14 protein-coding genes are annotated in these 14318 nt (G+C 60.3%); 4 read left to right on the top strand and 10 right to left on the bottom strand.

Going from position 1 to position 14318, the window contains the following annotated elements; all coding sequences use genetic code 11:
* Positions 1-83: 83 nt before the first annotated feature.
* Complete coding sequence (locus ACP15U_RS17340) at positions 84-1643, bottom strand: arylsulfatase (RefSeq protein ID WP_425046462.1); 1560 nt, start codon at positions 1641-1643, stop codon at positions 84-86.
* A 245-nt stretch (positions 1644-1888) separates the two neighbouring features.
* Between ACP15U_RS17340 and ACP15U_RS17335 the strand changes: the two genes are divergently transcribed.
* Positions 1889-2557, top strand: a complete 669-nt coding sequence (locus tag ACP15U_RS17335; RefSeq protein ID WP_425046413.1) for a Crp/Fnr family transcriptional regulator — start codon at positions 1889-1891, stop codon at positions 2555-2557.
* Between the two features lie 35 nt (positions 2558-2592).
* Here the strand turns inward: ACP15U_RS17335 and ACP15U_RS17330 are convergent, their stop codons facing one another.
* The 9 genes from ACP15U_RS17330 to ACP15U_RS17290 all read right to left on the bottom strand — a co-directional run bounded on the left by ACP15U_RS17330 (position 2593) and on the right by ACP15U_RS17290 (position 10896).
* Positions 2593-3738, bottom strand: a complete 1146-nt coding sequence (locus tag ACP15U_RS17330; RefSeq protein ID WP_425046412.1) for a hypothetical protein — start codon at positions 3736-3738, stop codon at positions 2593-2595.
* Between the two features lie 95 nt (positions 3739-3833).
* Positions 3834-5342 (bottom strand): VWA domain-containing protein, encoded by a 1509-nt coding sequence (locus tag ACP15U_RS17325; protein ID WP_425046411.1) that lies wholly within the window; start codon positions 5340-5342, stop codon positions 3834-3836.
* 1 nt (position 5343) lies between these two features.
* Complete coding sequence (locus tag ACP15U_RS17320; protein ID WP_425046410.1) at positions 5344-6324, bottom strand: VWA domain-containing protein; 981 nt, start codon at positions 6322-6324, stop codon at positions 5344-5346.
* Positions 6321-6821, bottom strand: a complete 501-nt coding sequence (locus ACP15U_RS17315) for a DUF4381 domain-containing protein (protein ID WP_425046409.1) — start codon at positions 6819-6821, stop codon at positions 6321-6323. Before ACP15U_RS17315 ends, ACP15U_RS17320 begins: the two co-directional genes overlap by 4 nt.
* On the bottom strand, positions 6818-7768 hold the full coding sequence (locus tag ACP15U_RS17310; RefSeq protein WP_425046408.1) for a DUF58 domain-containing protein: 951 nt from the start codon (positions 7766-7768) through the stop codon (positions 6818-6820). The genes ACP15U_RS17315 and ACP15U_RS17310 overlap by 4 nt, the downstream gene beginning before the upstream one ends.
* Positions 7769-7790: 22 nt before the next feature.
* The gene (locus tag ACP15U_RS17305; protein ID WP_425046407.1) at positions 7791-8768 is read right to left on the bottom strand and encodes an AAA family ATPase; all 978 of its coding nucleotides are present in this window, start codon (positions 8766-8768) and stop codon (positions 7791-7793) included.
* Positions 8769-8947: 179 nt separating this feature from the next.
* The gene (locus ACP15U_RS17300) at positions 8948-9409 is read right to left on the bottom strand and encodes a phage holin family protein (protein ID WP_425046406.1); all 462 of its coding nucleotides are present in this window, start codon (positions 9407-9409) and stop codon (positions 8948-8950) included.
* Positions 9410-9439: 30 nt separating this feature from the next.
* Positions 9440-9748 (bottom strand): hypothetical protein, encoded by a 309-nt coding sequence (locus tag ACP15U_RS17295; protein WP_425046405.1) that lies wholly within the window; start codon positions 9746-9748, stop codon positions 9440-9442.
* Positions 9749-9780: 32 nt separating this feature from the next.
* Complete coding sequence (locus tag ACP15U_RS17290; protein ID WP_425046404.1) at positions 9781-10896, bottom strand: AI-2E family transporter; 1116 nt, start codon at positions 10894-10896, stop codon at positions 9781-9783.
* Positions 10897-11159: 263 nt separating this feature from the next.
* On the opposite strand from ACP15U_RS17290, the gene ACP15U_RS17285 reads away from it, so the two are divergent.
* From ACP15U_RS17285 to ACP15U_RS17275, 3 genes are all read left to right on the top strand, one after another.
* On the top strand, positions 11160-11288 hold the full coding sequence (locus ACP15U_RS17285; protein ID WP_425046403.1) for a hypothetical protein: 129 nt from the start codon (positions 11160-11162) through the stop codon (positions 11286-11288).
* The gene (locus tag ACP15U_RS17280; RefSeq protein WP_425046402.1) at positions 11281-12186 is read left to right on the top strand and encodes a YihY/virulence factor BrkB family protein; all 906 of its coding nucleotides are present in this window, start codon (positions 11281-11283) and stop codon (positions 12184-12186) included. Before ACP15U_RS17285 ends, ACP15U_RS17280 begins: the two co-directional genes overlap by 8 nt.
* A gap of 106 nt (positions 12187-12292) precedes the next feature.
* Positions 12293-14215 (top strand): multiheme c-type cytochrome, encoded by a 1923-nt coding sequence (locus tag ACP15U_RS17275; RefSeq protein WP_425046401.1) that lies wholly within the window; start codon positions 12293-12295, stop codon positions 14213-14215.
* The last annotated feature ends 103 nt before the right edge of the window (positions 14216-14318 follow it).

The following is a 14318-nucleotide window of genomic DNA, read 5'->3' as shown; positions in this document are numbered from 1 at the left end:
TCTCACGAATGGTCTGAAAATGAACTCGGGCCGCCGATTGGTTCCGACGGCCCGCAAAGTGGTTCGAATGGAGGCCTGCCGGATCAGTCGCCGATTGGAGCCGACATCTTCTCCATAACCTGATCCAGGCTGAAGCTGGCGGCTTTCTGACGCGGCGGGAACTCCTGGAATGTTTCCAGGAAGTTGCTCACGTAAGCCTGTGCGGGCACTAGGAAATAGGCACGGTCCAGAAGCCAGTCATAGTAGGTATTTGACGTCTGGTAAGCGCGCTCATAGGGGTCCCGGCGCAGGTTGAAGATCAGCGGGAGGCGAAGAACCGTGAAGGGTTCGATCCATGCGCGAAGGGTCTTGTATTCCTTCTGCTCCATGAACAGGAACTTCCAGTCCTGATAGCGCAGCGCGGTCAGATCGCCGTCATCCGAGAAATAGAAGATCTCGTTGCGCGGTCCCTTGTCGGTTTCACCAGTCAGATGCGGCAGGAAGTTGTAGCCGTCCAGATGGACCTTATATTCGCGTCCGATCGCCTGAACACCACCCGATTTCAACTGTTCCTTGATATCCGCGTTGCCAGCGGCCGCCAGATAGGTCGGAAGCCAGTCCATGTGGTGCATGATTTCGTTGGACACCGAACCGGGTTCGATCTTGCCGGGCCAGCGCACCATCGACGGAACCCGCCAGCCGCCTTCATAGTTGGTGTTCTTTTCACCAAAGAAGGGGGTCGCGGCAGCATCCGGCCATGTATTGTAATGTGGGCCGTTGTCGGTCGAATAGTGCACGATGGTGTTGTCGGCGATGCCCAACTCGTCCAGCAGATCGAGCAACTGGCCCACATGCAGGTCATGCTCGATCATCCCGGCGGTGTATTCGTCCACCACCTTGCCGGCGATCTCGTTGGCCTGCGTGCGCATGTCGTCCTTCACATGGGTGCGGAAATGCATCCGGGTGCCGTTCCACCAGACATAGAATGGCTTGCCCTGTTCGTTGGCGCGCTTGATGAAGTCGACCGCCGCGGCGACGGTTTCCTCGTCCACGGTTTCCATGCGCTTCTTGGTCAGCGGCCCTGTATCCTCGATGGATCCGTCAGCAGAAGACTTGATGACCCCCCGCGGACCGAACCGCTCGCGGAATTCGGGGTCTTTCGGATAATCCTCGTTTTCCGGTTCTTCTTCGGCGTTCAAGTGGTAGAGATTGCCGAAAAATTCGTCAAATCCGTGGTTTGTGGGGAGGTGTTCATCCTTGTCGCCAAGGTGATTTTTGCCAAACTGGCCGGTCATGTAACCCTCGGCCTTCAGCAATCCCGCAATGGTCGGATCTTCTTCCTGCATGCCAAGCTCGGCGCCCGGCAGCCCCACTTTGGACAGGCCGGTCCGGAAAACCGACTGCCCCATGATGTAGGAGGACCGGCCGGCGGTGCAGGATTGTTCGCCATAATAATCAGTGAAAATCATGCCTTCGTTGGCCACACGGTCGATATTCGGGGTGCGATATCCCATCAGACCCATGGTATAGGCCGAAATGTTGGACTGACCCACATCGTCACCCCAGATCACCAGGATGTTCGGTTTCTCAGACTGCGCCCAGGCCGGAATGGCCAGCGCAACGGCAAAAGATGCTGCCGCGACCCGGCGCAGGGCTATGCCCATCACGCTGGGTGTTCTGCATGTTGAAAACATGTTTTCTCTCCCAAATCCGGTCGCGCACAGAGCGTCCGGTTCTTTGTTGGTAATGCACGGAATGATTGATTCCGCATTTGGCAACGTAGCTGTTTTCACAAGGTATTGAACCCCCAGTACTCATTTGAAACCAGCCACTTGTGTTATACGTCATGGGGTGACGAATTACACCATCAAATGATGGTTTGCAGGACCAATGGGGGAAGGGGAATTTCATGGCTGGGTTGTCAGTTCTGACCTCTCAGGGTTGGTTGTCTGAACGCCCCTTGGCGTTTCAAAAAAAGGTGCTGGACGCCCTTTCCATCCGTGACTTTGAAGTAGGCAAAACCCTGTATCGCTATGGGGATCCGGCGGATGGGCTCTATGGCATCCTTTCAGGTTCGGTGCGTATCGCGACACCCGGTGACGACGAGCAGGAAATGATTGCTCATTACGATCAGGCCGGGTTCTGGGTCGGGGATCTCGCGGTATTGTCAGGTCTGGAAAGGTTGGTCACCGTAGAAGCAACAGAACCCTGCCGGGCCGCTTTTCTGTCACGGACCCATATTCTGGACATGGTTCATCAAGAACCCGACTGGTACCGCGAGTTCTATGCGTTGACCCACGCCAACATGCAGACGCTGTTGCGGATTGTCGCGAACCTGAGCGCATCCGGCAGTGATCGGCGCGTCGCACTCAGGCTTTTGCAACTGGACGATACAAGGCGCGAAACCGGCGGTTGGATTCCTGTGACGCAGGCAAGTCTCTCCGAACTTGTCGGGCTGTCCCTTCCGACCTTGCAACGCAGCCTGCGCCGCCTGGTGTCGTCGGACGTGATCGAAGTCGGCTATGGCAAACTGCGGGTCACCGATCGCGTTGCCCTGCGGTCCGACGCACAGAGTTAATCGCTCCGGCGCAGTACATCAGCGCCCGGTTGCCCTCACGGGTTCAGCGGTGGCAGGCCGGGCTTTGCGGTGTTTTGCGTTCGGGCAGCCTTGCGTAAGTCCGCAAAGGCCCGGGTCGCCTTGCTCCAGCCAGTTGCCGGTCGGTCAGAGGATGATGCGGTATCGGCATAGTTCATTGAGCCAACTGTCAGCAGGGCGGCCATGAACGCGTCTTCCTGCGACCGGTCCGGCATCGGTCCAACGCGATCACGCCAGTTTTCGAAGGTGGAGTAGGTGAGTGACAGATCCTTCCGTGCCAGTGCAGATCGGACCTGACGTGCGGCATGGTGCTCCGAGTTCAACCAGCGCTGCCGGATTGTCAGAAGCAGGCGGGAAATGGGCTCCCGCAGACGCCAGATGAGACCCGCCAAAACCAGAATGACAATTGCCAACACACCGAGCCGGCGCAGAGTTTGTCCGGGATCTTTCTGAACCGGCGGGGCCTGCAGGGTCAGGTTCATTCCTTCAACCTGTGCCGTTTCGACCTCGCCGGTTTCCAGATTGAACCAATCGAAAGAGATTGGAGGCAAGCTGGCAGTGCCGCCGGCCTGCGCCAGATATGTGGCGCTTTCGCTGCGGCTTCCCGACAAGGTGCCCCGGTTTTCGTTTTCGTTGACCTTGGGTTCTTCGGGATAGGCACGCAGCGCATCTCCTTCGGGCGCCGGCAGGAGTGATGGGATCAGGATCGCTGTGGTGCCTTCGATGCGGGCAGTGACGCTGCGGGTAACGGGTTCACCCGCAGCAAGATCTGGCCCGCCTTCGAATTCCTGCGACAGGGAAAACCCACTGGCGACGATCAGGGGCGAGAGTTCTTCGGCCCCCGGCGGAACGGTTGCCGTGAGCCGGATCGGGTCAAAAGGCACCTCCACCGTGACCGGTGCATTGGTGTCCGGATCGGCGTAGGTGATCGTGACCGTCTGGCCCGGGATTTCGAAAGCGCCTGCCGCCAGAGGATAAAGGCGATATCCGCGGCTTGTTCCCGACCATGTCTCTCCGTCCACGGTTTCGCTGACTGGCGAGGTGGCGCGGTTCGGCAGACGCACCAGCAGATTGGGCTGCTCGATGGTGGGATAGACCGGTGGCGCGGGCATGTAGGTGGGAACCAGAACCTTCATCCGAAGAACCAGCGGTTGTCCGACCACGACTTCTCCGTCCGGGAGTTCAATCGAAACGAGCGGTGTCTGGGCCTGCGAACATACCGGAAAAATAAGAATAACAAGGACGAGACATCTGAGCATCATTGATCACGCCCCTGATTTTCCAAGATAAAGCGAGATCTCAGGAAGTCCCCCATATCGGTGTCGATGCTGGTGATCCAGCTTTCGGCATTGAGGGGGGCTGCGTCCTCCTTGGGGGCTTCAATCTGCGTGTCGGCACCGCGCTGCGCTTCGTTGTCAAACACTACGTCATCGGCACCGATGCCAGATTCCTCACCGGTATCGGATTGCTCACGGGCGGTTTCCACATAGTCGAGGATCGCTTTGGACAGCTCTAGATTCTGTTCCGCCTCGGGCCAGCCTGGACGACGTTCCAGCGCGGTTTCAAAGGCGCGGATGGCTGGCCGATACTCCCGATTTCGGATCCGCGCCATCCCTTCGCCAAAGGCGGCCTCGGGGCTTGGAAGCATAGCGAACAGATCGGCCGCCTCGGGATACTGCCCGGCCCGAAGCATCGCGTATGCTCTGAGGTAGGGATCTGCAAACAGGGTTGCGGCCTTGTTGAAATCCTTCCGGTTCATGGCAATCTGTCCCTGTTGGTCAGGGGTCAGAAACCAGTCGTGCCAGCCCTCTGCATGTCCCTTGTCAGGTGCGGCGAACCCCGAGAGCAGGGCCGCGAGAAAGACCCACTGCATTGTCCAGCCGCGCCTGAACCAAAGAAGAATTATCAAAGCCGCAGGCCAAGCAAGAATCCAGCCGCGATCTTCCCAATGCAGTCTTTCGTCACCCTGCAGCGCAGCAACATAAGCTGCTTCGGCTTCGCGCATGATGCGCTCGATGTCGCGGTCGTCGTTGGCAAGGGGGATGACACTCAGACCGGACCCGGCCAGTTGCGGCAGGCTCTGACCATCGGGCAGGGCGGTCAGAATGATGGTCTCGGGCGCGTCTTCTCCGGTCAGGGTCGTCACCGCACCAGGCGGCAGATCGTCCAGCACGAACAGCACCGCGCCCGGTGTTTCCGCATCGTTCAGAATGCCCTGCGCCAATTGCAGCGCCGCACCGGGGACATCGCCCGGTTCGGGCATAACCTCTGGTGTCAGCCCCTCAAGCAATGGGCGCAGAATGTTGGGGTCCTCGGTCAGTGGCGCAACCCTATGGGCTGTGCCGGAATAGGCGATCAGGGCGGTGCGACCGCCTGCGCGGGCTGCGATCAGGTCAAGGATTTTGAACTTGGCGCGGTCCAGCCGCGTTGGCGCCAGATCGCTTTGGCTCATGCTGTCGGTCACCTTCAAGGCGACCACCAGCGGAGCGGTATCTGCCAGCAGCGGGTTCGGGGCGCGGGTCCAAGTCGGGCCGGCAGCGGCAAGGGTCAGAAGCAGACCGGACAGGATGACCCCGTCGATAGGCCGCAGCCGCGCCTGATCGCTGCCGCCAACGGTCATCGCAGCGGCCAGATGCGGGGCAATTCCGCTGACCGGAGCAGAGCCGGTTTGTTCTCGTCTGCGGATCAGCCACCACAAGAGCAGCAGAACCGGAACCGCCAGTAGCCAGAGCGGTTGGATGAAGTGGAATGCTGCGAACTGCTCCATTTCAGACGCTCCTCCGGCTCGCCAATAGCAGCCCGGTCAGCCCGGCAATGGCAAGTGCCAAGGCTGCGGCAAATGCCAGGTGAGAGAGACTTTCCCGTGGACGGTATGAAAGAGTTTCGACAACCCGGGGCGCCTGTGCATCAATCTCGGCATAAATTTCCGTCAGCGCGGATTGGTCATCGGCATAGAAGAATTGCCCGCCTGTGCGGTCGGCAATGTCTTTCAGGGCTTCCAGATCGACCTTGTCCTCTCCCGATGCCTCTGGGTCCCCGACGCCGATCGTGTAGATCGTGACCCCTCTGTCCGCGGCAATGGCGGCGGCGTTTACCGGCGTCATGCGCGACGACGTGTCTGCACCGTCGCTCAGCAGGATCATCAGCTTGTCCTCGACCTCGCTGGCGTCGAATGTGCGCAGGCCAAGCCCGATCGCATCGCCAAGCGCGGTGTTCGGTCCTGCCATGCCCACAACGGTTTGATCCAGAAACCCTTGCAACGAGGCCAGATCTTCGGTGAACGGGGCCTGAACAAAGGCTCGCGTGCCAAAAATGATCAGCGCCATGCGGTCGCCTTCGCGCCCTGCGATGAATTCCGAAAGCACGGATTTCACGGCTTCGAGCCGCTGCACTGGGGATCCGTCGGGCGCCTTGAAGTCCCGTTCGTCCATCGAACCCGATATATCAAGTGACAGCACCACATCCCGGCCGGCCTTTTCCAGTGTCACGGGTTCACCAAGCTGCTCGGGTCTTGCCAGCCCGAAGACCAGAAGCAGCCAGATCAGGATGGCGACAACCATCTGGATCCGGCGGCGCCGCAACACCACCGCACCGGGCGTGGCATCGATCCCGGCGGCTTCTGTAATCCGCCGGAAAAACGGCACCCTGAGAGCGGTGACACGATGCCGGTGCGGCGGGACAACACGCCAGACCAGCAGCGGAAGGGGCAACAGCAGCAGGGCCCATGGGAAGGCAAGCGCCAGATTCATGGCTGCTCCCTTCGATGATTGCGGATCCAGCGCCGGGCAAGCTCGGTCACGGCGGGATCTCTGGAACTGCCCCGATAGGGCGCCGTTGTCAGCGCTTGTGCAGCCTGAGAGGACATGTCGAGACCGGGACAGCTTTTGCCAAGAAAACCGAGCCAGGCCGAACCGGTCAGGCCAGCCACTTGCTCCCGTTGAAACCCGGCCAACGCGGCCCGCCGCAAAACAGCGGCGATCCGGGCAACGTCATCACCAGTCTGTTGCAGTTCGGCAAGGGCGGCCTTGCGATAGGCTTCGCGCCGGGTATGGGCGCGCCAGCGAAGGATCAGCCAGATTGCCAATGCGACGACGAGAACGGCCAGAACCAGCCATCCTGTTGTCTGCGGCACCATTGAGACCGGGGGCGGCGCAGGCATGGGCGCGAGCATGTCGAGCAATTCGACAAGAGATTTGCCCGAGAGGTCATCGGACACAGGGCTGGATGAGGGTGTGGCATCGCTCATGTCCCGCCACCGTTTCGAGTGCCCAAATGGCCGAGAAGACCCATCAGCTGGCCGAGCGCCGGCCCGGCAGTCGTCAGGGGCAAAACCGGAAAGCCATGGCGGCGCGACCAGCGATAGAGCGCGTCCAGCCGACTGGACAACGCCGCCTCGACCTTGTTTCGGACTGTTTCATCCGTGGCATCGAGCGTTGCCTGCAACTCACCGTCCGAGATCGCGACACGCAGGTCATTCGGCAGGCCGGCAGATGTCGGATCGGCGACGTGGAACAGGATTAGATCACCCTTTGCGTTGAGCTGTGCCAACAGGCGTTCGGTTCGCGCGCTCAACCCGTCAAAATCCGAAAACACCGCGATCAGCGCGTTGGTTGGCGTGACCTTGGCCGCCTGCTGCAAGACGTCATCCAAACGAACGGCCGATTGGTCGTGTCCCCCCGGGCCGAGCCGGGAATTGGCCCGTCCAATCGACCCAAGAACCCGGTCCAGCGCCGCCGGTCGGCGTTGTGGGCGGTGTTCGGCGATCATGTCGTCACCAAACACGATGGCGCCAATCCGGTCGCCCTGCGCCAGAATCCGGTGCGCAGCGATGGCGGCGGCTTCGGCGGCCACGACAGACTTCATGTAGACCTGACTGCCAAAGAACATTGTTTGCCGCTGGTCCACCAGCAGCAGCGCCGGTCTGTCCCGTTCTTCGGTGTAGACGCGCACATACGGTTCGCCCGACCGCGCGGTCACTTTCCAGTCGATGCTCCTGATGTCATCGCCGGGCAGGTAGTTGCGCAATTCCTCGAAATCGAGGCCACGTCCGCGTAGTTTCGAGGCATGCCGCCCATTCAGAACCGAGCGCGCCGGCTGTTTCGGAAGCAGGCTCAGCAGCCGGGCCTGCGCCCCCAAGTCGCGCAGATGTTGCGCGTCAACGTGGATGCGGGGGTCTGTTTGTGGGTCCGGCATCATGCCCTCGCGGTTCGGCAGATCAGGGCAACGCGACGAGACGCAGGATCTCGGCGCTTATGTCGTCTGCTGATTTACCATCCCCATGCGCCTCGAAGCTGAGCGTCAGACGATGACGGAAAACATCGGGCGCAACTGCACGCAGATCCTGCGGGTCAACATAGTCACGCCCTTCAAGCCAAGCATGGGTGCGACCGCATTTATCCAGCGCCAGCGAGGCGCGGGGGCTTGCACCGATCTCGATCCAGCGGCCCAGATCGTCTGACAGGTCTTCTGGTGTCCGGGTCGCCTGCACGAGGTCAGCCATATAGCGCTCCATGGCTTCGGACACGTGGATCTGCCCGATCTCAGATCGCGCATCGAATACTGCCTGTTGCGGGATCGGCTGTGGCTTTTGGGGTTTGTCGCTGGCCTGTGCCGCCTGTTCCTCGCCCCTGACCAGTCGAATGACTTCGACCTCGTCTTCGACCGGAGGATAGCTGATCTGAACATGCATCAGGAACCGGTCCATCTGGGCCTCGGGCAGGGGATAGGTCCCCTCCTGCTCGATCGGGTTCTGAGTCGCCATCACGATGAACAGCGGCTCCATCTTGTGAGTGGTGCCCGCAACCGTGACCTGCCGCTCCTCCATCGCCTCCAGCAGCGCGGCCTGAACCTTGGCAGGAGCCCGGTTGATCTCGTCTGCCAGAACGACATTGGCAAAGATCGGGCCCGGCTCAAACCGGAATTCGGCGCCGCTGTCGGTCTGGGCGTAGATCTCGGTCCCGGTGACATCCGAAGGCAGCAGGTCCGGAGTAAACTGAATACGGCTGAAATCCGCGTCGAGATTGTTGGCCATTGCCTTGATCGCACGCGTCTTGGCGAGACCGGGCAAGCCTTCGACCAGAAGGTTTCCGTTGGCAAGAAGACCGATGACCAGACGGTCGATCACATCGGTCTGGCCGATGATGGACTGACCCATACGGGCGCGGAGGTCGTGGATCTGTTCGCGAGCGGTCATGGTTGGTCTCGGCCTTTATGAATTTTCGTGAATGTTAGCAGGTTGGCGGAGCCTGCGAAGTCTGGCAAGAGGCGAATACCGGACCGCCTTCCCAACCTCCGACGGACAACCAAGTTCCGAATGCCTGTCGCCGGTCCCCAGCTGCTCCGCACCGGGGCGGTCGGCAGGAGCAGCCAGTGCTACTTGCGCCCGGATTTCAGCAGGATCGAGATCAGCGGGCCAATCATTGCGGGCAGGGCAGTTCCTAGAGGGTCGCGGGCCATTGCCCTGATGCTTGCGGTCAGATCGCGGGCTTCTTCCAATGCAATCTCGACATCGGCCTCGATATCCGCAAGCGCCATGTCCCGCAATTCGGTCACTGGCTCGAGATCCTTTTCTGCGTTGAGGTTCTTGGCGAGGGCCGCGAATATGGCCGCCAGAGCAAGATTGGCCAGAGCCACGAGACTGGCCGCCCAATGCGGGGCCACGACCTCGCGCAGTCCCAGAAAGGCAGCCAGGTTCAACATGATCACGGCAATGCCGGTTACCAGCCCGGCAAAGGCCATCAACCCGGTTTGCTGACGCAGGACTGACATATGGCGACGGGCGATCAGGCGCTCGGTGCGCAAGACGATTTGAAGGTTCTGGGCGATCCGGGTCATCGGGGTCTCCTCGGGATTGGTAAAGAGGGATCAGGACTTGGTGATCCGCCCGAGGGCGAATCCCAGAGCAAAGGCGGCGATGGCGGTGACAAGGGGTTTGTCGCGGGTCAGGTCTTCGAGCTCATGGCTCAGGCTTGACCAGAGCGTTTCGATCTCGGTGGGGTCTATGCCCTGTTCGCGCAACAGTTCCGTGAACCGGTCTTTTGCTTCTTCGGCAGTGCCTGCACTTGCAGACTCTTCCGAAACACTCGCGGGGTCGGCGGTTGAGGATTCGGGGCGGCTGGCCAGTTGCGCCTTGAGCGCGGCCAGTTCAGCTTCGAGCTGTGCCTTGGTCGCCATGTGATCACTCCTTCAGATTGGGGCCCGTCGTTTCAGGCGGAAGTGTTTGAATTTTCAGTTGCCGCAGGTCCTAGCTTTCCATCCTTCGACATAAGGATGGCCACTGGTCGCAATGCCGGTATCTGGGCAAAAACGATCATGATGCAGACAGTCAGAGGCACACTCAGGAACGCCCCGATGATTCCCCAGACGGCGCTCCAGAAGGTAAGCGCCAGCATCACCATCACGGTGGACAGGTTCAGCGATCTTCCCAGCAATGCCGGATCCAGCAGGTTGCCCATCAGAAACTGTACCGAGCCACATAGAAAGACGATGATCAGGAACGGAGTGATCGTGTCATATTGCAGAAGCGAGACCGTCGCGGGAAAGATGACCGCGATGATAGAACCGATCGAAGGGATGAAGTTGAGCGCGAATGTCAGAACAGCCCATGTTTCAGCAAATTCCAGCCCCAGCCAACGGAAGATGCCATAGCTGACGAGGGCGGTCAGAGTGGACACGAAAGTCTTGACACCCACATAGCTCTGCAGGCTGTGCGACACCGCGGCCATGATACTGGACAGCTCGTGACTGAGCCGGGTGTCCCGGACCGCCAGTTTGAGCTTTTTCCCCATCAACGTGCGTTCCGCCATCATGAAACCGACATATAGGCTGATCAGCAGAAACGTGCTCAGAAACGAGGTTGCCCCGCCAAAGGCGCTGCGGGCGACAAGCGACATGTCGATGCCCACCAGCGTATCGCGCAGAAACCGGGCGACATCGGTGCCAATCAGAGCCACAACCCTGTTGACGGCGCTGTCGAATGCGACCTCGTAGTTTCCGACCTCGCGCGCCAGATGCGTGGCCTGGCTGGCAAGAATGAACATCACGGCGAACAGGCCGGCCAGCACCACCGCAACGCCGATCAAATCCGCGACCCAACGTGGTATCGTGATCGGCATGCGCTCCATTTGCAGGACCCGATCGCTGACGGCGGTGATCAGAACATAGGCAAGGAACGCCAGCACCAGCGGGATCAGAAACCCCGCACCGGCGCTCAGGCCGAGCACTGAAACGGCGATGATGATGCCGATATCCCGACTTGCAGACAGGGTCAGCCGCAGGGCCGCGGGGCGTCCGGGTTGCGGGTTTTCTTCGGGTCCCGTCATGGCCGCTCTCGGATTTTGATCCGGTGCAGGCCGGACATCGGACACCGCCGGAATATGATATGAGAGTAACCTGCCACTCCGGGTCTCGGTGTCATTGTCTTAGGATGGGAATACATGAACTCGACTCCGACAGGTTCGCTGCCCTGTATTGATAGGTGTGTTGTGGCGGATGTTGCATCTTTCCCGATAGTTGTGCAACGTTCGCCTGATTGGTAGGGGGCCCCGCAACTCCCAATGCATTGGCCGGGGCGGGACAGGGATCCATGCAGATGATGAGACGGAACACCGGTTGCAGCTGGATTGGCGCGGGTCGATCGGCCTTGTCGGCGCTCTTTGGATTGTTGCAGGCGTCCGACACCTCGCTGATGCATCCGGAAATCGCGCATGTTTGACCCGCTGCTGCCGGTGCGCGCCTTTGGACTGGCCGCGCAACGTTTCAACACCAAGGGTGGCTGGATCATGAGCTCGCATGTCGCGATGTCGATGATGCTGGCCTTGTTTCCCTTTATCCTTTTCGTCGTGGCGCTGGCAGGCAGCCTGTCCCAGGGAATGCTGACGCAGGACATGATCGACCTCGTGTTCGGGGCGTGGCCCAAGGAGGTGTCCGAGCCGATCCTTGCCGAACTGGAATCCGTTCTGGCAAATTCCTCGACCCGGCTGATGACATTTGGTGGCGTGTTGGCGCTTTATTTCTCGTCCAACGGGGTAGACGCCGTGCGCGAGGCGATGACGCGGGCCTATCATGACGAGGACAACCGACCATTCTGGAAAACGCGGCTGCTCTGCCTTGCGGTGGTAATCGTCAGCGGCGCCATCCTGATTGTCACCGCCACGGTCGAGGTTGTTTTGCCGGTCTATACGTCGCTGGTTTCCGATACGGTGCCGTCCAAGGCATGGAGCTGGTTTTCAGGCGAGCGGCTGGCCTGGATTTTCGCCTTTGTCATACCGGTGGCCGCGATCTTTTCCTGTCATGCGATCTTGCCGGCCCGCCGCCACTCCATGCGGCAATTGCTGCCCGGTGTCCTTCTGACCTTTGCGCTCTGGTTGCTGGCCGGGTGGGGGTTTTCGATCTACCTGTCTCGCTTTGCCAGCTACAGCGCCACTTATGCCGGGCTTGCCGGAGCAATGGCCGCGCTGATCTTTTTGTATCTGAATGCGGCGATCCTGATTTTTGGGGCCGAGTATAATGGAGCGCTGATGGATCTTACCGAAGAAGGGGGCAAGGATCCGGATGAAGATCCGGGCGAAGCGCAGGACAAGCATCGGGGCGATCCATCGGAGCTGCTATGAGATGCAACTTGAACCGATCCTTGATTGCCTCAGGTCAGCAGGTAACGCCAGAGACCGGTGACTGGGCTCGCGTCGATGTAGTTTTTAGTTTGCAAAGGGTTGCGCCTTGAAGATAAATTTTTTTCCGGCTGCATTTCTGATCGGTCTGATCACACAGACTGTGCAGGCGCAGGAGGTGCCGGCATATGTCGGGTCTCAGGTCTGCGCCGATTGCCACGAGGAAGAGACACAAGCCTGGTCCGGGTCGCATCATGCGCTGGCATGGACGATGCCCGGACCCGACACCGTCATCGGGGATTTCGACGGGACGACCTTTGAGCATGACGGAATGTCTGTGGCATTTTCGGTCGCCGACGGTGTTTATTCGGCAGACGTGACGGAAAAGGACGGCGCGCAGCGCAGTTATGACCTGCATTCGGTTGTCGGGATTGCCCCTTTGCAGCAATACCTCTTTGAAACTGAACCGGGACGATTGCAGAGCTTTGATGTGACATGGGACGCAGTCCGTCAGGAATGGTATCACCTCTATCCCGATCAGGACCTGCCACCTTCGGACGGGCTGCACTGGACCGGCCCATACAAGACGTGGAACGCACGCTGCGCTGAATGCCACGCGACAGGTTACGAGCGCCGCTATGATATGCGTAGCCGGACATATGGTTCCGTCGAGGCCGAAATTGGGGTCGGCTGCGAATCCTGCCACGGGCCGGGCGCGGCACATCTGGAATGGGTAGACGGAAAGAAACCCGGCGCCGGACTTGACCAATATGGTTTCACCATGAGCTTTGGGCAGGGCGATACCGAGGCGGACATCCAGCAATGCGCGGGCTGCCATTCCCGGCGCGAGGCGCTGACCGATGGCAATCCGCTGCCGGGCACTCCGTTTCTGGATGCCCATAACCTCGCTCCGCTGAGGCCGGGTCTTTATCATCCTGATGGCCAGATCCTCGACGAGGTGTATGTCTACGGATCATTCCTGCAGTCGAAAATGTATGCCCGCGGTGTGGGGTGCATGAATTGTCATGATCCGCACAAGGCGGAACTGAAGGCCCAGGGAAACGCGGTCTGCACCCAATGTCATTCGCCCGCCGGGAACCCGGATTTTCCGTCTCTGCGACAGGCAGATTATGACACCCCGGATCACCACCATCATCCCGAGGACAGCGAAGGAGCGCAGTGCAAGTCCTGCCACATGATCGAGCGGACCTATATGGGTATCGATGGCCGGCGCGATCATTCCTTCCGGGTTCCGCGACCCGACCTGGGTTCGGAGACCGGCAGCCCGGATGCCTGCACTGATTGCCATTCTGACAAAGATCAGCCTTGGGCGGCGGCCCAGATCGAAGCATGGTATCCCGTGTCCAACCATCGGGGAGCGCATTTCGGGCAGAGTTTTGCGCTGGCCCGAACGTCGCCTCAGGCCGCTGCGGGTGATTTGGAAACGCTGGCACTTGATGCCGAGAAACCCGGAATTGTCCGCGCCACCGCGCTCTACCTGATGCAACCGGTGGCCGACGCTGCGGCGGCGGCTGCGACGGCGCCGCTTCTGGCCGATCCCGATCCGTTGGTGCGCGCCAACGCGGCGCCGCTGCAACGGGCAGCCGGGCCACAACTTCGGGCCGAACGAATTGTGCCGCTTTTGCGCGACCCTGTCCGGTCTGTCCGAATCGCGGCCGCGCGGGAGATGCTCGACCTGAACACGGCTGCGCTTGCCCCGTCCGATCAGGCGCTGCTGCGCGATGGAATGCGGGATTGGCAAACATCGCTTTCCACCAAGCTCGATTTCCCGGAAACCCATCTGGTTTTGGGGGGGATGGCACTGACGCAGCGAAATCTGCAGGCTGCCATGAGAGCCTTCGGAGAAGTGGTGGCTCTCGATCCACAGCGGCCCGAGGCGTGGATGATGATGGTGCGCCTGACCGACGCGACCCGAGGGCGTGGCGCGGCTCGACAGGTACTGCGGGACGGATTGAAGGCCATTCCGGGTGATCCGGCGCTGTTGCAACTTTTGGCGCAATTCGGAGGTTAGGCAACGCAAAACCGAGATCCGAACGCCGGCACGGGATTGCCGCAATCCCGCCGCGAGGCTTGCAAATGAGATTGTTAGGGCAGGGGCATCGAAACTTTGTCCG

Source organism: Primorskyibacter sp. S87, assembly GCF_049801055.1.
Classification (GTDB): Bacteria; Pseudomonadota; Alphaproteobacteria; order Rhodobacterales; family Rhodobacteraceae; genus JBNAGF01.
The sequence above is the reverse complement of the archived record's forward strand: the minus strand, read 5'-3'. Positions and strand labels throughout refer to the sequence as shown.